Raw genomic sequence first — 19,974 nt, 5'->3', positions numbered from 1 at the left:
GGTCACTCGACCTGCACGAGCAACACGCCCGCGAGCACCAACCCGCCGCCCACGACCGTCACGGGCGTGACGGGTTCGGCGAGGATGGCCGCACCGAGCAGGAGCGTGACGACGGGTTCGACGGTGCTGACGATGCTCGCTCGACTCGCGGCGATTCTCCCCAATCCCGCGAAGAAGGTGAAGATGGGTAGCGCGGTGGCGAGTACGGCGATACCGGCGATGACGGCCCACTCGAAGAGCGTCCTCGGAACCGAGATCGTTCCCGTCGTCGAACCGAAGACGAAGTACGCGCAGGCCGCCGCCGGGAGTACGTGCGCGGTGAGTTGGTCGGCAGGCACGGCGTCCAGCGCGACCCTGCTCGCGGTTATGTAGCTCGCGTACACCACGGCGGCTCCGAGGACGATGACGATGCCGCGAAGGTCGGCGCCCGCCGGGTCGCCGCCCGTAATGAGCGCGACCCCGGTCAGCGCGAGGACGAGCGCCGCGCCGGTTCGACGGGTCACGCGCTCTCCCAACAAGAGCGCGGAGAGCGCGACGACAAAAACGGGGTAGGTGTAGAGCAGAATACCGACGAGTCCGGCGGTCATGAACGACAGCCCCCAGAAGTACAGCCCGCTCATCACGGCGTAGCCGAGCGCACCGAGGCTGAGACCGACAAGCAGATCGCGCCCGGAAAATCGGCGGAGGCGCCCGCGCGCCGCGAGGCCCGCCCAGACGAGTGCAGTGGCGAGAACGAATCGAAAGAGGAGGACGGTCGGTATCGACAGCCCCACATCCGCCGCGAGCTTGCCGAAGATACCGAGGGTGCCGAAACCCACCGCTGAGACGACCACCAGCGCAATTCCGACCCGATCAGTCATTCGTCCGGCGGTTCGTAGTTCTGCGGTAAATACGTGTGTTTGTTCGGCTCGTAGGGCAGTGTCACTCGATGCACACCAGCACCGCCGTCGCAAACCGCTCGAAACCGAGTTCGCGGGCCAGCGCAACCGACCACGGCCACTCGTCCGCCGTCCGGTACTGCGGGAGGAGCCCCTCCCCGAGCGCTCGTTCGGTCACCCGGGAGACCACGGCGCGACCGTTCCCCTCGTTCCGATGGTTCGGATGCGTAACGACGCCGACGTGCGCGATGAAGTCGTCCCACACTTCGTAGCCCGCGGTTGCGACGAGGTCGTCGTCGACGAACAGTCCGACCGTCTCGCCGGGTGAAAATCTCGCCCCGGCTCGTTCCCACTCCTCGTCGGAAATCGCCGCGCGAAATCGGTCGTGGGCCGGTTCGTCGGCGGACGTTAGTATTCGAGCGTCGGACGCGACCGGCGCGAACGATTCCTCGTCCGCGTATCCGTAGAACGTCGGGCCGAGCACTCGCGTTACGGTTCCGAACGTCTCGAACCACTCTCGGAGCGCACTCTCGTCGGCGATGTCGGACGCCTCCAAGCCGTCTGCACGCTGAGAGAGCGGGTCGACCAGCGATTCCGGAGCACCGACGACGAGCGTTTCGGCGCGACGAAACAACTCGACACCACCTTCGTCAGCCCCGCCGATGGTCACGTTAGACCGGTCGAACGCACCGTTCTCGACGCCGAGGCGTTTCGTCCAGTACGAAGTGAGGGCTGCGAGCGTTCGAGTCGTGAGCGTCACGTTTTCGACCTCGGTCGTACCTTCCCGTCCACTGTGATAGAGGTGCGGGACGATGGACTGTGGAAGTATCGTCGCTCGCGCATCGACCGGCAAAAAGTGAAGGTTCCCGCTCAGACCAAACTACGCCCGTCGAGTTCGCTCGCGGGGTAGTCGACCTCCATCAGGTCGAGGATGGTCGGCGCGATGTCGAACAGGTCGACGCCCTCACCGATGGTCACGTCGGCGTCCACGAACAGCGACGCGTTGTCGAAGCTGTGCATCCCGTTTCGCGGGCCGACGCCAAACACGTCCTCGTGGCCCTTGAACCCCGCCTTGAGGTCGAAGCCGTGATTCGGGATGGCGACGAGGTCTGGCGCGATGTCCTCGTGGTCGCCGCGGAAGGCCTCCTCCTTCTCGACCACGCGAGCGCACACCTTCTTCCCGTTCGGCCCTTCGAGATTTTCGAGCATGCCTTTGAGTTCAGCGCGCTTCTCCTCGTACTCGCCCTGCGGAACGCTTCCGCGCGGTTCGCGCCCTTCGAGGTTGATGTAGAACCGCCCCGGGATGAGCGAGTACGCCGCGGTGTCGTCGGCGATGTCGCCGAGTTCCTCGTGGTCGTCGTCCTGGTAGGAGAGCCAGCCCTCGTCCGCGAGCCACTGGTTGAAGTGCACCTCGTAGTCGAGGCCGGTGAACCCGTGGTCGCTTGCGACGATCATCGTCACGTCCTCGGCCAGCGCGTCCCGGAGCTTTCCGAGGTACTCGTCTACCTTCTTGTAGAACTGGATGAACTCCTCTTTGTAATCGCCGTCCTCCTCGTAATGCTTGAAGAGGAAGTGATTGACCCGGTCGGTGGTCATGAACACGCCGAAGAACAGATCCCAATCGTCCTGGTCGACGTAGTGACGGAACGCCTCGTAGCGCGCGTCGAGCGTCGCGTGGGCGTTTTCGAGGAACTCCGATTTGTCCTCCTCGTGTCCGAGCTTCGCGTTTGTGTCGATGCGGTAATCGGTGGACTGCAGGTAGTCCCTCAGTTCGTCGGGGTACGCCGCCTTGTCCACGCCGGGCGAGAGGAATCCCGAGACCATGCGCTGGACGTTGCGCTGGGGCGGGAACGTAACGGGGACGTTCATCACCGTCGCGTTTCGACCCGCATCGGTCACGCGGTCCCAGATGCGCGTCGCCTGCACGTCCCGACCCATCGGAACGTAGGTATCGTACGAGCCGACCTCGCGGTCTTGGAAGCCGTAGACACCCGTCTCGCCGGGGTTGACGCCCGTCGTGAGGGACGGCCAGCAAGCCGAGGACTCCGGCGGTACGATGCTATCTATCGCCCCTGCGCTCCCCTCGCTCGCCAGCGACGCGATGTTCGGGAACTCCGAGGCGTTATCCTTGAGAAAGCTATACGGCACGCCGTCGATGCCGAAGAAGGCTACCCGGGGGTCGTCGCCTCCACGGAGCCTATCGAAGAGACCCATACGCCGCCCTACCACAGGCGACTACAAGAACCTTCGTTTCCATGCTACAGACTGTCGAACCTACGAGCTCTCGAACGCAGTGAACAACGCCTTCCGGGTGCTCGCGTCGATGAGCGAATCCAGCGTCGCGGCGTGTCGACTATCGACCTGCGCGAAGATACCGAGCGGGACGCGCGCGGTCGCTGCGTCCGCGTTCCCGCCCGTCGTTTCGCTCGCGTCGAACGCCCCGTCGAGGATGTTCACGGCGCTGGTGCGAACGTCCTCTGCCCGACAGGAGATGACGATGGTCTCCTCGTATAGTCCGAACACCGCCGCCGTCGAGACGCCTTCCAGTCGGAGTAGCGAGTCCGCGGACTCCTCCAGCGCACTGACCGACGAAACCGTCCCGACGTTCGACACGGCGAAACTCGCCCGGCGCTCCCGGTTGGCGATGGCGTCTCGGAGCACGTCGAAGGTGTCGCCGCTGACGCCCGGCGAGCGCAACGCTTCGATACGCCCGAGGTCGGCATATGCGTGCAGGAACCCGGCGACGTCGTAGTCGTTGACGCCGTTGGCCCGGCGAAACTCCCGCGTTCCGGCGCGAACTCCGTAGAGGAGCGCCGTCGTCACGCGCTGGTCGGGGACGAGACCCGCGTCGCGGACGAAGTCGGTCACCACGGTCGAGGTTGCACCGTCGTCCGTGCGCGTGATGGTCAGGATGTTCTCTTCGGCGGTCGGTCGATGTCGGACGACGCCGACGACCGGCGGGTTGTTCGAGAGGCGCGGAACCGCACCGCCGCCGCCGCCGCCGATGGCGATTGCGGCGTCGCAGTCGGGGAGTCAGCCGCCCCTCTCGCCGATCACCGTCAGGTCAACGTCGAAGATGTTGCAAAACGCTTTGCTGTCCTCGTCCGTCACCTCTCCCTCCGCGGCGATGCGGCCCGCGACGCCCCAATCCTTGCAGAGGGCTTGGACGCCCACCGCCGCCGCGAGCGAGTCGATGCTCGCGCTCTCGGGGACGACGAGGGCGACGCGGTTCTGGCCGGCCACCGTCTCGCGGTGCGAGTCGATGGGCGACCGGTCGGCACCGCGTCGCAGGACGAAGTTGGACTGCGTAGAGAACGCCGCCGCTGGAGAGAACGAGCGCGAGCGTGGCAAGCACGACCGGTGCGTTTTCGAGGTGCAAACTGGAGGGCGTTGCTATCGCATAGCTCCGTGCTATCGTAAATAATTCGGGTAAATGCCTATAACAAATATAATATAAGTTTCGACAGCGAGTTCATTTCTCGTCCGATTCACGCCACGCTAGCGGTCGAGAAGGAGCTTCGAAAAATTTCCCGATATTCGAATCGGGAGATAGTATCTCCCAAATAACTACTATCCGAAGTATTCCTCGTACAGCTCCTGTGCGTGTTCGATGGCGTCCAACGCGGCCTCTCTGTCCTCCCAGCCCTGCGTCTCGACCTCCTTGCCCGCTTCGAGGTTCTTGTAGGTGGCGAAGAACTCGTCTATCTCGTCTTTCGTCTGCTGCGTGATGTCGTCCACGTCCTCGATGTGGTCGAAGCGCGGGTCTTCGATGGGGACGGCGATGACCTTGTCGTCCTGCTCGCCGTCGTCGTCCATCTTCATGAGTCCGACGGGACGTACTTCGATGACGCAGCCGGGGAACGTCGAATCCTCGACGAGGACAAGCACGTCGAAGGGGTCTTCGTCGTCGTAGTACGACCGCGGGATGAAGCCGTAGTCTCCCGGATAGTGGACGTTGCTGTGGAGCACCCGGTCGAGCATGACGCCGGGGATGTCCTTGTCGTACTCGTACTTGTTCCGGTCGCCTTTGAGACACTCGACGACTGCGTAGATTTCCTCGGGAGCGTTCGGCCCAGTTTCGAGGTCTTCCCAGAGATTCGTCATGGGTCGTCTGCGAATCGACGGGAAGACCAAAAAGTCCTTTCGGCATCGACGCAAACCGCCCGTTACTCACTCGCTCGGCCCATCCGGAGGGACACACCGCCGCCGTCGAGAGTGACCACTCGGTGATAAAATCGGACGAAAGCGGAGAGAAACACCAAGAAACTTGAGAAGGGTTAAATATCTCGATTACATATCTCGTCGTGTCAAAGCCAATGTCAGAGGCACAAACACTCACCGAAAGCAGTACCGCCCGCGACCTCACCGCGTTTCAGCGGAACATCCTCGTCGTCCTCACCAAAGAGCCGATGTACGGCCTCGCTATCAAGCGCGAACTAGAGGACTTCTACGACGCGGAAGTAAACCACGGCCGCCTGTACCCCAACCTCGACACGCTGGTCGAGCGCGGGTTGGTCGAGAAGAGCGAGTTGGACAAGCGCACCAACGAGTACGGCCTGACGCAGGACGGGCTAGACGCCGTCGAGGACTCGCTGGCGTGGTCGCTCTCGAAGTTCGTCACGAACGACGAGCGCGCGGAACAGGTTCGCTCGCTCATCGAGAAGCACTCGTAACCGACTTGAAAACGAGTTCGACCGATTTTTCGACGACCTCTTTCTGAGCGTCAGTTGGCCACGCGTTTCGTCGGAAGTAGTCGGTGCGGAACTCGGCGACTTCGGCGTCGGTCGCCGATTCGACGGGCCGTGCGTAGTGGTTGCTCATGAAGTCGGCGAACGCTTCGGCGTTCGCACCGTGTACCTCGCCGTGAGCCTCGCGCACTGCTCGTGCGACGGCCCGATTGTGTTCGTCTATCTCGTCCCAGTCGTCCGGGTCGCCAGGACCGTCAAGCGGAATCTCGACGGCGCGATCAGTGTCTTCGATTCGTCCGACCTGAATCGCGCCATCTTCGACCCACTCCGCGGGGTGGAGGACGAGGACGGTTCGCGCGTCGTCCTCGCGGACGCGCGCGGTGAAGTCGTGTTCGGCGAGCAGTCGCTTGCGCTCCGCTCGGTACGTCTCTGCTTCGTCGCCCTCGGCGTCGTGCGCGAGGTGCGTCAGTCGCTCCGTTTCCGAAATCGTATGGTCGGGCAGTTCAGCCATCGTCTAACGCCTCGTTTACCAGTTTATCGGCGCGCTCGTTTACCTCTCGCGGAACGTGCTTGAGCGACCACGTATCGAACCCGTCGAGCAGTTCCCGCACTCGAACCCGCTTTTCCCGCAGTTTGGGGTCATTCGTCTTCCACGCGCCGGTCACCTGCTTGACGACGAGTTGGGAGTCGCCCTTCACGTCCACGGTATCGAATCCGTAGTCGCGGGCGGCTTCGAGCGCTTGGACGAGCGCCTCGTACTCGGCCTGGTTGTTCGTGGCGCGTCCGATTCGCTCGCCGCCTTCCGCGGCGATACCGTCGCTGGTGACGATGACCCAGCCGGTGGCGGCCGGGCCGGGGTTCCCGTGACTCCCCCCGTCGAAGTAGACGTATGCGTGACCGCCCGCGTCGCTGAGCAGCGCCTCGATATCCTGCGGGTTCGCACCTTGAACGACGACCTTGTCGTCGTAGGCGATGGCGACGGCGTCGCCGCGCTTCGCTCGCCAGTGTTCGTATTCGGTCTTTCCCTCCGAGACGATGACCCCGGCGTTGGCGAGCGCCTCGCGCGCCTCGTCCACGTCACACTCGATGACTGGCATTGTCGGCACTCGTCTGTGTGCGAGTAAACAGGTTCCGGTACGTCTGGCGTGTGTGCCCCCGACTGTCAGATATATGTAACTTTTGTCCAAGGGTTTAAGTGCTTCGAAGCTACTACTATAAAAGTGCGATGACACGGTCCACTCGCCAGCGGGAGCGCCAACTTGAAGGGGAGCATACGGCGAACGAACAAGAGGGAGAGCGAACTTGTCCTGAGTGCGAATCTGATAATCTGGTCAAGAGTACCGACCGTTCCGAACTAATCTGTGACGACTGTGGGTTGGTCGTCGAGGAGGAGCAGATCGACCCCGGCCCGGAGTGGCGTGCCTTCAACCATCAGGAACGCCAGCAAAAGTCCCGCGTGGGCGCACCCACGACGCAGACGATGCACGATAAGGGGCTGACGACGACCATCGACTGGAAGGACAAAGACGCCTACGGTCGATCTATTTCTTCCAAAAAGCGCAGTCAGATGCACCGACTGCGCAAGTGGCAAGAGCGCATCCGAACGAAGGACGCGGGCGAGCGCAACCTGCAGTTCGCCCTCTCGGAGATCGACCGGATGGCGTCCGCGCTCGGCGTTCCGCGCTCCGTCCGCGAGGTCGCCTCGGTCATCTACCGCCGGGCGCTCAAGGAAGATCTGATTCGCGGGCGCTCCATCGAAGGCGTCGCGACGAGCGCGCTCTACGCCGCTTGCCGAAAGGAGGGGATTCCGCGGAGCCTCGAAGAGATTTCCGAGGTATCTCGCGTCGAGCGAAAGGAGATCGGCCGGACGTATCGGTACATCTCACAGGAACTCGGCCTGGAGATGAAACCCGTCGACCCGAAGAAGTACGTTCCTCGGTTCTGTTCCGAACTCGAACTCAGCGAAGAAGTCCAGTCGAAGGCGAACGACATCATCGAGACGACTGCGGAAGAAGGGTTGCTCTCGGGCAAGTCGCCGACGGGCTACGCCGCCGCCGCGATCTACGCCGCGTCGCTTCTCTGCAACGAGAAGAAGACCCAGCGCGAAGTCGCCGACGTCGCCCAAGTAACCGAAGTCACCATCCGCAACCGCTATCAAGAGCAGATCGAAGCGATGGGAATCCACAGCTAGGGCTCACACCTTTTTTTATCGCCCCGCCCGCCGAGTCTCCGCTATCGCGGTCACCCCCGCCGCGAATCGTCTTCGGCGAGTCGCTTCGACGGGTCGTTCCGGGACGTCGTCCGCGGTGAATCACCCCGACCGTAATCGCGGGACGACCGAACGTTCAAGCCATCCGCGACCCTAGAGCGAGCGAATGCGGTTGGACGAGTACATCGACGACCTGCGACCGGACGAGGAGGAGCGCCGTCGCCGCCTCGCCGAGGAGAAGTCCTACGAGATTCTGGACTACGTGGACGATTTCGAGGAGCGATTCTCGGAGGTGGCGCAGGGCGACTCGCTGTTCGGAAGCACGTCGCCCTCGGTGTTCGTCGGGCGGTCGTCGTACCCCAACGTCTCGACCGGTATCCTCTCGCCGGTCGGCGAGGAAGAGCGCGCGTCGGAGTTCGCCACCAGCGGTGACTGGTACCGGCGCGGACTCGACATCGACAATGTGCTCCAGTACCGAACCGGCCTGCTGAACTCGAATCGCTCCGCGAAGGTGAACGTGGACGACGTGTGGGACGGCTTCGTCGGCGTCCAGCGCGAGATCGCCATCGCCGACCGCCCGGTTGACGTGGAGATCGGCCTCTCGGAGCGACTCGATCTGGACGTGAGCGTGGACGATATCGCCACCCCAACCGGCCCCACCGCCCGCGCGGATTCGGCGACGTTGGCGGAGAATCCGCACGTCCCCCGCCCCGTCAAGAAGACGCTGGAGGACGACGACTGGCAGGCACAGGGCGCGATGACCTACCTCTACCGCCGGGGGTTCGACGTGTACGACATCAACACCATCCTCTCGGCGGGCGCGCTGGGACGGGGGCGGAACCGAAAGCTCGTCCCGACACGTTGGTCGATAACGGCGGTGGACGACACCATCGGCCAGTATCTCCGCGGGCGCATCCGCGACGCGCCGAGTATCGATGAGACGCAGGTCTGGGTGAACGAGTACATGGGTAACCGCTACTGGGTCGTCCTCGCGCCGGGGCAATGGGAGTTCGAACTCGTGGAGATGAAAGCGCCGGGGAGCATCTGGAACCCCTCCCGCGACGACGATATCTGGATGGGGAGCGCTCACGAGGGATTCGAGGGCAGAACGCAGTACGTCGAGGAGACGTCGGGGGCGTACTACGCCTCCCGACTCGGCGTGCTAGAACATTTGGAAGACGTCGGCCGGCAGGCGAAAGCCCTCGTCCTGCGCGAGGTGAGCGACGACTACTGGGCCCCCGTCGGCGTCTGGCAGGTGCGCGAGAGCGTTCGAAACGCCTTCGACGGGGAGTTCGGCGAATTGGAGTCGTTCCACGCCGCGGTTCGGAACATCGCGCCGGAGCTTCCGATCTCGATGAACCGGCTCCGCCGGAAATCGGAGATGGTCTCCGGCGTGCAGGCGAACCTGTTCGATTTCGAGCGGTAGGCTGGATTTTGGCATCGTGAAAAGGTCGTCAACGGACTTGTACCGGAATACACTGATCGTACCGAATTGTACTGTTATCTACTGATTTGTACTGGCCATCTTTGTATAACGGTAGTCGGTAACGCGGTTTCGCTAAGCGGTAACGTTTCTGCAACTACCAATAAATGCAGAGCGTGAATTCGGCAGGCCATTAGTAAGAGATCCACATGTCAGTAATCATTGGCATGACGATGTCGCTGGACGGGGTCGTCGCCGACCGGAGTGGCGGCGCGACCCCGCTATACCCCGACCTCACCGAGTTCGACGACAACGAAATCATTCAGGAATTCATCGAATCGACCGGGGCTGTCGTGATGGGCAGTGGATCCTACGACATGGCAGCAGGGGATTTCACGGGGTACGAGTACCAAGTACCGATCTTCGTCCTGACTCATCACCCGCCGGACGAGGTGGCCAAAGGGCACTCAGAAGGTGGACTGACTATCGAGTTCGTCACCGACGGACTCGAACGCGCCATCAAGTTGGCGAAATTCGCTGCGGGCGAAAGAGACGTCACGGTGGGGGGCGGTGCGAACGTCACACAGCAGTACATCCGAGCAGGACTTTTCGACGAGTTCCACATCGCCTTGGTACCGCTGTTGCTCTGTGAGGGACTCCGGTTGTTCGAGGACATCAGCAGCGAACTGATCGAACTCGAGCAGACGCGGGTGATCGAGACCCCGTGGGCCGGTCACCCGGATATCACGTATCTCGTGTTTCGCGCCGTCAACTAAGCGGATGTAGACACAGTAGATTCGTGATGGGTCTCAGTGCAAGATACGCACCTTGCGCTCATCACTCGCAGTCCGTTCGTATGACGAAGAGCGTCGATCTTCCACGCCTATCGGTCAAAAATAACGCACAGACTCTATCGGTCGTCGGATGCCGCTTTCGACGATACTCCAGCTACGAGTGGCCGTTTCGAGACGGTGATACCGAGTGCGACGCCAAGCGGAACGACGCCGACGAGCGCGAGCGCCGACGCCGGCGTCGTCGCGTCCGCGACCCGTCCGCCGACCAGCAGGAATGGAATCCGAACGATGGCATCGACGAAGGCGACGGCGCTGAGCGTCGTCGCCCGGCCGATGGAGTCCGCGTGGTCGTTCAGATAGGCGCTGTGAATCGGACGGATGACGTCGCCACAGGTCCGGAAACCGACGATAGCTGCGAGCGTCGCGGCCACGGCGAGGGACCCACCGAGCAGCCACGTTCCGACGAGAGGCACCAGCATCGCGGTCCCGCCGATACCGACCAACACGAGCAACGCGGCGGTCGACCCGAGCGAACCGCGGAGGGCGTCGGCCCGGTCGACGGCGAAGGCCGACAGCGCGGTGAACGTCGCGTAGAGGCAATCGAGGACGACGAACTCCGGAAGTGGCACGCCCGCGACCGTTGCGGTAGTTCGGGGCAGGATGCGGACGACCACGGGTTGCAGGTAGTCGCCCGCGGCGGACAAGGCCCCGACGAAGACCGCCACGACGCCGATGACGACGCGGAGGTCGGGACGACCGAGGAAGCGGCGAATCACGGCGAGTGCACGACGCGGGCCGAGGGGCGTATCGTCGCCGTCCTCGTCGGTTCCAACCCCTCGATACCGAGCGTTCGTGGGGAGCGACGCGACGATGCCGACGCCGAACCAACTGAGCGCGGCCGCACAGGCGAACGGAGCCAGCGGTTCGAAGACGTAGAGAAATCCGCCGGCGACCATCGTCGTCGCAGTAACCCACAGGAGTAGTGCCGAGCCACGGCTCTCGATTTCGGTGTACCGCCCCGCCTCGTCGGCTTCATCGAGGACGTCGTAGAGCCACGCCTCGGTGCTACCGGACTGGAAGGCGCTGGCGAGTCCGAAAACGACGAAGACGCTCACGACGGCGGACGTCGAGCGCACGAACGCCCACGAGGAGATGCCGACCGCGAATAGCGTCTGGCTGAGCAAGAGGCTTCTCCGACGACCGAGACGGTCGCCGACGTAGCCGCTGGGAACCTCGCCGAGGACGACAACCGTGGCCATCGTCGACCCGCCGAGTGCTAAATCCGTGAACGTCACTCCGCGACTAACGAGGAACACGTTCAGGAACGGCCCGATGAAGCCGATTGCGCTGATGCAGCGGTAGGCGTAGTAGGTTAGCACCGCCCGACGGAGATCGTTCACCGCGACCACCTCCGGGAGCGACGTTGGCGGACGGTGCGGCCGGGGAATCGATGGACGGGTCGCCCTCGTCGGTGCGGGGTGCGCGCGGAACGGTGCTGTCGGTCGGAACTGCGAGTGGATCGTCGGAACATGTGGCGTGACGGATGGGATGACGGTCGCAACGCTGGTCACCGCGGGAAAGCGCTGGGAACCGCACCCGGCGCTGCGCAGTGCCGCGTCGGTGGGGCTACGTTCGGAGTGTCACGCCGCGTTCGACATGTACCGGCGTTCTGCTGGTTCCATGATAAGTCTACCGTGGGTGTGAACCACACCCGTTCGTGAGGGTCACCGCATTACCAACTGCCGGTGGGGTCGGCAGTGACGGCAAACGACGGAAAGAGCGAACGGCTCTGCTACGAGCGACGGCCCGAGTGAAGGACGGGGAAATTCGCGTTCGCGGAACGAAAACGCTCCGAGCGTCACAACCAGTCTTCCTGCCGGAAGTAGACGACCAGAATCACGGTCACGAGCAACATCCCCAACATCACGGCTGGATAGCTGTACGTCCAGCCGAACTCCGGCATGTTGTACGGACTATCCCCGAAGTTCATCCCGTATAGGCCGACGACGAAGGTCAGGGGGAGGACGATGGTGGCGACCACGGTGAGCTTCTTCATCACCTCGTTGGTCGAGACCGAGAGCGAGTTCAGGTAGATGTCGCGCGCGCCGCTCGCCAAGTCGCGGTACGTCTCGGTCAGGTCGACGAGCTGGACGAGGTGGTCGTACACGTCGCGGAAGTACTTCTCTGTGTCCGGGCGCACCTCCTCAGGGTCGCCGCGGGCGAGGTAGCCCACCGCCTCGCGCGTCGGCCACGCGAGTTTGCGGAACGAGAGCAGTTCCCGCCGAACACTGTTTATCGACTCGAGCGTCTCGATGTCCGTCTCCGTGATGACGGCGTCCTCCACCGCTTCGATTCGGTCTTCTATCCGGTCGAGGACGCCGAAGTAGCCGTCCACGATTCCGTCGCAGATGCGGTAGGCGGTGAAATCCGCACCCCGTCCGAGGATGCGCCGGTCGCCGTCGAGCGCGGTCCGCCAGATACGCTCGACGGCGTCGATGTCGTGTTCCGAGAGCGTGACGAGCCAGTCCTCGCCGACGAACAGGCCGACCGATTCGACCTGAATCTCCCCTTGAAACGTCGTGTCGCCGCGGACCAAACTGGCCGTTTTGAGCATGACGAAGGTGTAGCCGTCGAACTCCTCGGTTTTCGGTCTGACGCCGTTGCGGATATCCTCGACCGAGAGGTGGTGGATGCCGAACTCCTCGGCGACCCGTTCGAGTTCAACGGGCGTCGCTTCGGTTGCCCGAACCCACACGCTTCCCGGTTCCGCTCGGGCGGTCTCCATATCGGGGAACGTTTCGACGGCTTCGTCCGAAAATGCGAGCGCTTCGACCGTCATCGCGGTTCCTCCGGCGGTGTCGTGTTTCCGATAGCGACGAGCGTGATGCCGACCATGACACCGGTTATCGAGAACGCCCGACCGGGATACGGTGCGACCACCCCGAGCAGATAGCCTACCAGTCCGAGAATCGTCAGCGCGAGACCGAAGGCGAGGGTGCGGTTCATGGTATCCGTTGCCGGAGAGGGGAGAAAAAACGTTACCTGATCACTTCTCGTGTTCGATGCCTTCGATGAGCCGATAGACGCTCTCCGACTCGTCTATCTTCTTCGGATAGACCGCCATCGCAACCACGATATCGTCGCCGTGTTGGACTTTCGTGACGTGGATGGACACCTCGACCGTCGCGCCGTTCGACTTCGCGGTCGTGGTGAACTCCGACACCTCGGTCTTCGTGCCGAGCATCGTCACTTCCTTCGAGCCGGTCTTTTCGGGGTTGTCGACGTTCGCGTAGCCGGAGACGAACCTCTCGACCAGTTTTCGGTCGCTGTACTTCTTCAGCGGGTTGAACGTCTTCCCCGCGACCTCGACCTTCGGACTGCTGAGCACCACGAACTTCGACACCGTCCCCTCCGCGATGCCTGCCACGCCGACCGACTTCTCGTACTGGGCGATCCAGTTCGTCACCTCGACCTTGCGAGACTGTCCGGCCGCCTCGAATGTTCGTTTCACGGACTTCTTTTCGACGCTCGCCTTCTCGTATCCCGCGTTCGAGAGCGCCTCGTTCCCGACCGTCGCCTTGTTCGCGCTGAAGGCGAGGGAGTCCCCGAGAATGAAACCGAGACAGCCGCTCGTGAGGACGAGAACCGCCAGAAGCGTGCCAGCGAGTAGTTTGCGCGCCATATGGGACATCCGTACACAACCATCCAGTATAAACCCGACGACTCCGAAAATCGAAATTTGATCGACGATTCGAACCCGCTACGGGAGTTTGAACGACGGGCCGGAGTCGGTGTCCTGTACGTCGACGCCGAGTGCCTGCAACTCGTCACGAAGGGCGTCGGCGCGCTCGTAGTTGCCCGCCTCGCGCTCCCGTTCGCGCAGGTCGAGGACGAGTTCCACCATGTCTTCCGCGAGTCGTACGTCCCCGCCCGTCTCGCCGCCGAGGGTGAATCCGAGCACCGCGCCGCCGAGTTCTTCAAACGTCTCGACCGCTCGTCTGAGTCCCTCGTAGTCGTACTCCTCGTGGTCGTCGACGTGACGGTTGACCGCGGTCACGAGGTCGAGCAAGGCCGCCAGCGCGCGCCGGGTGTTGAAGTCGTCGTTCATCGCGCTCTCGAAGTCGGAGCGCGCGTCCTCGACCGCTCCGCACAGGTCGTCGTCCGCGACTTTCGTCCGGGCGTCCGGACTGTCGAGCGCCTCCACCGCGCGGTCGTACCCCCCCGAAAGTCGCTCCCACCGGTCGACCGCCTCGCTCACCGTCTCGTCGCTGTACGTCTGGGGGTTGGCGTACGACGTGGAGAGGAGGAACATCCGAACCGCGTTCGCGCCGAGTTCAGCCACCGCATCCCTGACGGTGAAGAAGTTCTGGAGGCTGGAACTCATCTTCTCGCCCTCGGTTTCGAGCAGGCGAACGTGGAGCCAGTAGCGGGCGAACCGGTGACCGGTCGCCGCCTCGCTCTGGGCCACCTCGTTCTCGTGATGGGGAAAGACGAGGTCTTGCCCGCCGACATGAATGTCGATGGTCTCGCCGAGATGTTTCATGCTCATCGCCGAGCACTCGATGTGCCACCCTGGTCGTCCCTCGCTCCACGGCGACTCCCACGTCTGGCCGGAGGGGTGCGAAACCGTGTAGTCGGTGTCCGGGTCGCGGTGTTCTTCGATGGTACTTTCGCTCACCCCGTTCGCCTTCCAGAGCGCGAAGTCGGCGGGGTGGCGCTTGTCGCTTCGTTCCTCCTCTTCTCCCTGCGATTCCATCTCCTCGACGCGCTGGTTCGAGAGCTTGCCGTAGTCGTCGAACGTCGTCACGTCGAAGTAGACGGAGCCGTTCGCCTCGTAGGCGTACCCCTTCTCGACCAACGTCTCGATGAGGCCGATTATCTCCGGGACGTGCTCGCTGACCCGGGGATACACGTCCGCCCGTCGGAGGTTCAGGTCGCGCATGTCGCGGATGACCTGCGTGATGAAGGTGCGAGCGATCTCGCCCTCGTCCTCGCCGAGGTCGTCTTCACCGACCCGCGCCGCGATTTTCTCGTTCACGTCGGTGAAGTTCTCGACATGGCGCACGTGGTAGCCGATGTGCTCCAGCCACCGGTGCATCACGTCCGTGTGCACCCAGCCGCGCGCGTGACCGAGGTGCGCGTAGTCCGAGACGGTCAGCCCGCAGTAGTAGAGGAGCACGGAATCGGGGTCGCTCGGTTCGAACGGTTCCCGCTCCCCCGTGAGCGTGTTCGTTACGGAGAGTGTCATGGGAAAGGGTAGTATCAGAACCCGTTTTAAACCGTCGGAAGCGTCACCGTCCGCCGAGTTCGGGCACCGAATCGAGCGCGTCTTCGACCGCGCGCACCGCGTTCGCACCGTCGCGGCGCTCGACGACCACGACGAGCGATTCGGCGACGGCGGCGGCGACGACGTCGACCCCCGTCGTGGTGAGACACGCGATGGCTTGCGAGAGCGCCACCGCGTCCACGTCGCCCGTCACCACGACCGCCGTGAGCGACCCGGAATCGGGCGAGAACCCGGTGTCGCCGACGACGAGCAGTGGGTCGTCGTCCGACTCGCCGAGTCCGCTTCGCATGGCAACGCGAGCGTCCCGCGCGTCGGTGCGGTAGTCGGGCATCTCGTCGGCGAACCGGTTCAGCGCTGTCGAAATAGCGTCGGTGTCGTCGCCGACCTCGTCCGCAAGATACCGGGCGGCGGCGGTGTAGTTCACCACGCCCGCACGGAGCGCGGCGTGGAGGAACGGTCGTCGCCGAACCGCCTCGCGGGTCGCTGCTGCGAGTGACATTACCGACCAGCACGCATAGAACGCAAAAAAGCGATGCGATTATCGGGTGACGGAGCTACCGAGTGAGGAAATACGCCGCCGCGCCCAGCCCGACCAACACGACCAGCGCGCCAAACACCGCGACGACGCCGTCGACGATGGCTCCGACGCCGATCACGAGAACGAGTGCGAGTCCGCCGAGAACGAGTAGTGGGAGGTTCTTCGTCAGCTCCGACGGCTCCGGTTCGGGGTCGGCGGGACGGCGCTTCGGCTTCGAGAGCGATTCGTCGACCTGAACCGAGTCGCTTCGCTCGTCGGGTTCCGTGACATCTACGTCCACGTAGGCGGTCTCCGCACCGTACCCCGTGGCGATTTTAAGTTTTCCGCTGGCGGGGGCGTCGTGAACCGTGACGGTCACGTTCCGCGTCGAACCGTCTTCGACATAGTGATTCGTCGCCTCCAGCGACGCGACCCGGGAGAGGTCGTCGTCCAAGTGGACGTACGCGTGAACCGGCGCGCCGTGATTTTCCAGCGCGACGGTGAACGAGTCGTCGGCCTCGAACGACTGAGCTACCTCGATGTCGTGAAGGCCGTCGCGGTTGATGTGGATCGGTAGCGTCCTCGGCACGGTACACCCTTCGCTGTAGAGTACAAAAACGTTCAGGCTTCCCGCATGTCCGGCGGGAGGAGGTTCGGAATGCCGTCTTCGATGGGGTAGCGTTCGCCGCATTCCGTGCAGGTGAGCGTTCCTTGCAGGACTTCTCCGTCCTCTTCCCGTTGCACGTCGAGGTCGAGTTCCTGCTTGTCCAGCGGACAACAGAGGATGTCCATCAGGGATTTCTTCATGGCCGGGTGGACGGAGGGGTGGGGCAAAAGCGTGACGGGTTCGATGGTTCGCTTCCTTCCGCTTTCGAAACGCCTCTCACCCCTGACGCGAAAACGTCCCGCATGAACTACGTCGGGTGGGCTATCGTCGCCCTCGTCGGCTACACGGCATTGCCGCCGCTCGTCAGTATCGCCACGCAGGAGATTCCGGACACCGTGGCCGCGCTGGTGGCGAACGGGATGCTCGTCGTCGCGGCGCTCGTCATTACGGTGTACGAAGGCGAGCAGATCGTGCCGTATCTCACGAGCGACAAAGCACCCTACATGTACCTCGCCGGCGTCTTTCTCGCCGTCGGTATCCTCGCGTACTATCGCGCGCTGGCGTCCGGCCCGGTGAGCGTCGTCGTCCCCATCTTCGGCCTGCTCATCGCCATGAGTTCGATACTCGGCATCGCGTTTCTAGACGAACCGCTCACGGCGCGGAAGGCCACGGGAATCGGGTTCACGTTGCTTGCCATCTATCTGACGACAGTTGAGAAAGAAGACGGAAAGGAGGTGCGAGAGCGCTCCGACGAGCGACGAGACGCACGATCGAGCACACAATCCGGTTCGAATTGCACAAATATCAGCACGTCTGTGGGCACCGTTGCGCAAGAGCCGCAAGTGTTAACTTGTCTCATTAGAAATCCACTCCCGACGGTTCTCCTCGCGGCGCGACAACAATCTTTAAAAGGTTCAAAGACAAGTTAACACATGCCATGATAGACCGACTTGAGAAGGAAGTCGATATGCTAGAACGCCATTTGCAGGTCCTGAAAATGGTCATCGAGAACGAACCCATCGGCATCGTGAAGATGTCGAACGAGACGGGATACCCGCACCACAAAGTTCGGTACTCCCTCCGCGTCCTCGAAGAAGAGAATCTTATCTCGCCCTCCAACCAAGGCGCGATAACGACCGATCGAACCGAGGAGTTCGTCGCGGAACTCGACGAGAAACTCACCGAGATCACGGACAAACTCGACACGATGAAGATCGGCGAGAAGCCCGAAGCCGAGAGCTAAAGTTCTGGAACGGTCAGATAGAACTGCCCGTTGCGCGATTCGACCAAACAGAGATGGTATCCACGCTTGCGAGATAGCTTGACGAAACTCTCCCTTTTTTCCCGCCTCAGCAACCCGCCGCTAGTCGCGTTCTCCGTCGTCTCCAGCGCGGCGGGTTCGAAGAAGCTGTTCGTGACCTGAAACGCCGCGCTGAGTTCGTCGTTCGCGGCGGCGACGTCGGTCGAAGCGTCCACCAGCGATCCCATCATCTCGCCGGTCGCCGGGTCGCGCGAGTCGTTGATATTCGCCACGACGAGGGGGTTGCCCATCCTATCGCGCAGGATAACGTCGAACGACAGCTCCCATTCCTCGCCCTCCTCGCTCGCCGCGTTCACCGCCCCGTGGAGTTCGGCCCGGTCGATCTCCTGGATCGCCTCGAAGAGGTCTTTCATCCCGCGCTGGTGGCCCGTCTCCAGGATCTCGTACAGCAGATCGGTGACCAGCCACGAGACGAACTGGAACTCCATCGAATCGCGGAGGAACTCCTCGTACTCGCGTCCCTCGACCGCGATGCCGTCGGACTCGAACTGCGTGTGGTGTTCGAGTTTCAGGTTTGACTCGACCGCCTCCCGGTCGATTTCGCCCGCCGCCGCGTCGGTCAACGTTCCCTTCCCCTTCGAGCCGTAGCGGACGAACAGGTTCGTCCCCGCGAACGCCTGCTCGGGCGTGAGCTGTCGTTCCGCGACAGCGCCGGGGGTGCTCTCTCGAACCGTTTCAAGTTTGTTCCGAAGCCGTTCGACCTCGCCCTGAAGTCGGTCGCGTTCCTGCCGAAGTTCGTCGCGCTCCGCTTCCGCGTCCGACAGCTTTGTTTGGAGCACTTCCATCCGCTCCGCGCGCGAGGCCAGTTCGGTTTCGAGTTCCTTCGTTCGCTTCGACGCGGCGCGAGCTTTCGACTGTTGCTGCGGCGGGCGTCGCGTCGTCCGGCGCTGCTTGACGCCCGACTCGCGCGACTTGGACGTGCTGCTCTTGTCCGGGTCGAGCGACGGAATCGTCGACGTCTCGCGCCACTGTTTCTCGTCGGAGAGCGGGTCGGACGCGCCCTCGTTCGTCTCGGCTTCGGGAGCGGTCGGCTGTTCTCCCGATTGCTGGCTCGCCTCCGAGGCCGCCTGCCGAGGCGGGCGTTGGGTCGGCTCCTGCGTGGGCTGACGGGGCGTCTGCTCCGTCTCCGGCGTCGTCGCGGTCGGTTCTGAGGATTCGGCGGTCGTCGTCTCCGGTTCCGATTTCGACTCCGGTGGCCGTTCCGGCTCGGGTTCCGACGGTCGTTCCGGTTCGGACTCCGATTCGGGCTCCAACTCCTCCGGCTCAGGGTCGGGCACGGCCGCCGGCGTCTCGTCCGGGGTCTCCGGTTCCGGGATATCGATAACGTCCACGTCCGCGGCGACGACTTCGTAGATTCCCACCTCGTCGTTCGCGCGCTTGAACGCCTCGTCGCCGCTGACGAGCTGTTCGCTCTCGCCGACGTAGGCGACGCTCATCGACCGACCTGCGTGGTAGACGACGTAGTAATCGCCGCTCAGGACGTTCTCGCTGAGTTCGATGTAGCCCGTGAAGTTCTTCCCCGCGAGCGTGTCGCTCGCCTCGGCGAGCGGCGTGTCGTTGGTGTAGTATTTCGCCTGCGTCTTCCCGCCCCGCTCTCGCATGCTGAACAACAGCGGAAGGGAGGGGTGTGGGGCTTCGAACACGGTTCCGTCCGCACTCTCGAAATCGTCGAGTTCGCCGCCGAACACGCCGACGACGCGACCGTTCAACATGAACAACCGTGCGCCGCCAGCCTGAACGACGCCGGAGAATTCGGCGTCGGCGAGGTCGCGGAGTGCGTCGAAGCCGCCGGAGAATGGGCGAGAATCCCACTCGGTTATCTTCTCGTCCGTGCGCGCATTCATAGTTACGTCAAAACGGTATTCCCCTCAAATACTTTCGGCTTGGCATAATACGTCCGTCAGACGAACTTCAGATTTTGCCCTCGGCGTCGTCGGCGAGTTCTTCCATGCGCTTGCCGATTCGACCGGCCTCGCTGAACTCGTCTTCGCTCATCACGGTCGCCAGCGAGTTGCCGAGCACGAAGACGGCGTGTTTGTGCTCGCTTTTCGATTTGTGGACGTGCGACGGGTCGACGTCAAGTTGGTCGTACGCGTCGAACGCGTCGTTGGGAACGTCCTCCTGCTCCCTGAAGTACTCCATGATGGTCACCATCTGTTCGTGAAGTTCGAGAAGATCGTCTTTGTGCATGTCCGCGGATTAGTATCTATTCGGTTTAAGGGTTTCTGAGAACGGTTCGCACACGGACGA

Annotated in this window: 23 protein-coding genes and 1 pseudogene; 7 read left to right on the top strand and 17 right to left on the bottom strand. The window is 63.0% G+C overall.

Annotated elements, in window-relative coordinates; all coding sequences use genetic code 11:
• Nucleotides 1–2 precede the first annotated feature (2 nt).
• The 4 genes from LIW51_RS06760 to LIW51_RS06745 all read right to left on the bottom strand — a co-directional run bounded on the left by LIW51_RS06760 (nucleotide 3) and on the right by LIW51_RS06745 (nucleotide 3,746).
• A complete protein-coding gene (locus LIW51_RS06760; protein WP_227376442.1) occupies nucleotides 3–860 on the bottom strand; it encodes a DMT family transporter in 858 nt (285 codons plus the stop codon).
• 61 nt (nucleotides 861–921) lie between these two features.
• Nucleotides 922–1,731 (bottom strand): GNAT family N-acetyltransferase, encoded by an 810-nt coding sequence (locus tag LIW51_RS06755; RefSeq protein WP_227376441.1) that lies wholly within the window; start codon nucleotides 1,729–1,731, stop codon nucleotides 922–924.
• Nucleotides 1,732–1,748: 17 nt separating this feature from the next.
• A complete protein-coding gene (locus LIW51_RS06750) occupies nucleotides 1,749–3,092 on the bottom strand; it encodes an alkaline phosphatase family protein (protein ID WP_227376440.1) in 1,344 nt (447 codons plus the stop codon).
• Between the two features lie 60 nt (nucleotides 3,093–3,152).
• Nucleotides 3,153–3,746, bottom strand: coding sequence for a DHH family phosphoesterase (locus LIW51_RS06745; protein WP_227376439.1), 594 nt, complete (start codon nucleotides 3,744–3,746; stop codon nucleotides 3,153–3,155).
• A 66-nt stretch (nucleotides 3,747–3,812) separates the two neighbouring features.
• Here LIW51_RS06745 and LIW51_RS06740 point away from each other — a divergent pair, with 66 nt between their 5' ends.
• Nucleotides 3,813–4,298: a hypothetical protein gene (locus LIW51_RS06740; protein WP_227376438.1), complete on the top strand. Its 486-nt coding sequence runs from the start codon at nucleotides 3,813–3,815 to the stop codon at nucleotides 4,296–4,298.
• 150 nt (nucleotides 4,299–4,448) lie between these two features.
• Here LIW51_RS06740 and LIW51_RS06735 read toward each other — a convergent pair whose 3' ends face one another.
• The gene (locus LIW51_RS06735) at nucleotides 4,449–4,982 is read right to left on the bottom strand and encodes an inorganic diphosphatase (protein ID WP_227376437.1); all 534 of its coding nucleotides are present in this window, start codon (nucleotides 4,980–4,982) and stop codon (nucleotides 4,449–4,451) included.
• Between the two features lie 212 nt (nucleotides 4,983–5,194).
• Here LIW51_RS06735 and LIW51_RS06730 point away from each other — a divergent pair, with 212 nt between their 5' ends.
• A complete protein-coding gene (locus tag LIW51_RS06730) occupies nucleotides 5,195–5,551 on the top strand; it encodes a PadR family transcriptional regulator (RefSeq protein ID WP_227376436.1) in 357 nt (118 codons plus the stop codon).
• Here LIW51_RS06730 and LIW51_RS06725 read toward each other — a convergent pair.
• Both LIW51_RS06725 and rnhA read right to left on the bottom strand, forming a co-directional pair.
• Nucleotides 5,532–6,077 carry a DUF7108 family protein gene (locus tag LIW51_RS06725; protein ID WP_227376435.1) on the bottom strand — a complete coding sequence of 182 codons (546 nt, stop codon included), beginning with the start codon at nucleotides 6,075–6,077 and terminating at the stop codon, nucleotides 5,532–5,534. The genes LIW51_RS06730 and LIW51_RS06725 overlap by 20 nt on opposite strands.
• The gene (rnhA, locus tag LIW51_RS06720; protein WP_227376434.1) at nucleotides 6,070–6,663 is read right to left on the bottom strand and encodes a ribonuclease HI; all 594 of its coding nucleotides are present in this window, start codon (nucleotides 6,661–6,663) and stop codon (nucleotides 6,070–6,072) included. The genes LIW51_RS06725 and rnhA overlap by 8 nt, the downstream gene beginning before the upstream one ends.
• A gap of 128 nt (nucleotides 6,664–6,791) precedes the next feature.
• Here rnhA and LIW51_RS06715 point away from each other — a divergent pair, with 128 nt between their 5' ends.
• The 3 genes from LIW51_RS06715 (at nucleotide 6,792) to LIW51_RS06705 (ending at nucleotide 9,974) form a co-directional block, all read left to right on the top strand.
• A complete protein-coding gene (locus LIW51_RS06715; protein WP_227376433.1) occupies nucleotides 6,792–7,757 on the top strand; it encodes a transcription initiation factor IIB in 966 nt (321 codons plus the stop codon).
• Between the two features lie 184 nt (nucleotides 7,758–7,941).
• Entirely contained in the window at nucleotides 7,942–9,201 is a 1,260-nt protein-coding gene (nreA, locus tag LIW51_RS06710; RefSeq protein WP_227376432.1) for a DNA repair protein NreA, read from the top strand.
• A 206-nt stretch (nucleotides 9,202–9,407) separates the two neighbouring features.
• Nucleotides 9,408–9,974, top strand: coding sequence for a dihydrofolate reductase family protein (locus LIW51_RS06705; protein WP_227376431.1), 567 nt, complete (start codon nucleotides 9,408–9,410; stop codon nucleotides 9,972–9,974).
• 134 nt (nucleotides 9,975–10,108) lie between these two features.
• Here the strand turns inward: LIW51_RS06705 and LIW51_RS06700 are convergent, their stop codons facing one another.
• From LIW51_RS06700 to LIW51_RS06665, 8 genes are all read right to left on the bottom strand, one after another.
• Nucleotides 10,109–11,563: an MFS transporter gene (locus LIW51_RS06700; RefSeq protein ID WP_227376430.1), complete on the bottom strand. Its 1,455-nt coding sequence runs from the start codon at nucleotides 11,561–11,563 to the stop codon at nucleotides 10,109–10,111.
• Nucleotides 11,564–11,850: 287 nt separating this feature from the next.
• Nucleotides 11,851–12,831 (bottom strand): magnesium/cobalt transporter CorA, encoded by a 981-nt coding sequence (gene corA, locus LIW51_RS06695; RefSeq protein WP_227376429.1) that lies wholly within the window; start codon nucleotides 12,829–12,831, stop codon nucleotides 11,851–11,853.
• Nucleotides 12,828–12,998 carry a hypothetical protein gene (locus tag LIW51_RS06690; protein ID WP_227376428.1) on the bottom strand — a complete coding sequence of 57 codons (171 nt, stop codon included), beginning with the start codon at nucleotides 12,996–12,998 and terminating at the stop codon, nucleotides 12,828–12,830. Before LIW51_RS06690 ends, corA begins: the two co-directional genes overlap by 4 nt.
• 40 nt (nucleotides 12,999–13,038) lie before the next feature.
• Nucleotides 13,039–13,674, bottom strand: coding sequence for a DUF6517 family protein (locus LIW51_RS06685; RefSeq protein WP_227376427.1), 636 nt, complete (start codon nucleotides 13,672–13,674; stop codon nucleotides 13,039–13,041).
• A gap of 78 nt (nucleotides 13,675–13,752) precedes the next feature.
• Nucleotides 13,753–15,240, bottom strand: coding sequence for a cysteine--tRNA ligase (cysS, locus tag LIW51_RS06680; RefSeq protein WP_227376426.1), 1,488 nt, complete (start codon nucleotides 15,238–15,240; stop codon nucleotides 13,753–13,755).
• A 43-nt stretch (nucleotides 15,241–15,283) separates the two neighbouring features.
• The gene (locus LIW51_RS06675; protein ID WP_227376425.1) at nucleotides 15,284–15,778 is read right to left on the bottom strand and encodes a DUF7523 family protein; all 495 of its coding nucleotides are present in this window, start codon (nucleotides 15,776–15,778) and stop codon (nucleotides 15,284–15,286) included.
• A 55-nt stretch (nucleotides 15,779–15,833) separates the two neighbouring features.
• A complete protein-coding gene (locus LIW51_RS06670; RefSeq protein ID WP_227376424.1) occupies nucleotides 15,834–16,385 on the bottom strand; it encodes a DUF7524 family protein in 552 nt (183 codons plus the stop codon).
• Between the two features lie 32 nt (nucleotides 16,386–16,417).
• Entirely contained in the window at nucleotides 16,418–16,603 is a 186-nt protein-coding gene (locus LIW51_RS06665) for a methytransferase partner Trm112 (protein ID WP_227376423.1), read from the bottom strand.
• Between the two features lie 102 nt (nucleotides 16,604–16,705).
• On the opposite strand from LIW51_RS06665, the pseudogene LIW51_RS06660 reads away from it, so the two are divergent.
• A pseudogene (locus LIW51_RS06660) lies at nucleotides 16,706–17,119 on the top strand (EamA family transporter); the annotation flags it as partial.
• A 221-nt stretch (nucleotides 17,120–17,340) separates the two neighbouring features.
• Complete coding sequence (locus LIW51_RS06655) at nucleotides 17,341–17,646, top strand: hypothetical protein (RefSeq protein ID WP_227376421.1); 306 nt, start codon at nucleotides 17,341–17,343, stop codon at nucleotides 17,644–17,646.
• On the opposite strand, the gene LIW51_RS06650 is transcribed toward LIW51_RS06655, so the two are convergent.
• Nucleotides 17,643–19,568, bottom strand: coding sequence for a DUF7527 domain-containing protein (locus tag LIW51_RS06650; RefSeq protein ID WP_227376420.1), 1,926 nt, complete (start codon nucleotides 19,566–19,568; stop codon nucleotides 17,643–17,645). The two genes, LIW51_RS06655 and LIW51_RS06650, sit on opposite strands and share 4 nt — an antisense overlap.
• Before the next feature lie 67 nt (nucleotides 19,569–19,635).
• Complete coding sequence (locus LIW51_RS06645; RefSeq protein ID WP_227376419.1) at nucleotides 19,636–19,914, bottom strand: UPF0058 family protein; 279 nt, start codon at nucleotides 19,912–19,914, stop codon at nucleotides 19,636–19,638.
• Between the last annotated feature and the right edge of the window lie 60 nt (nucleotides 19,915–19,974).

The organism is Haladaptatus halobius (assembly GCF_020618475.1).
GTDB classification, from domain to species: Archaea; Halobacteriota; Halobacteria; order Halobacteriales; family Haladaptataceae; genus Haladaptatus; species Haladaptatus halobius.
Note: the sequence above shows the minus strand (reverse complement) of the source record. Positions and strands in the feature narration are given on the sequence as shown.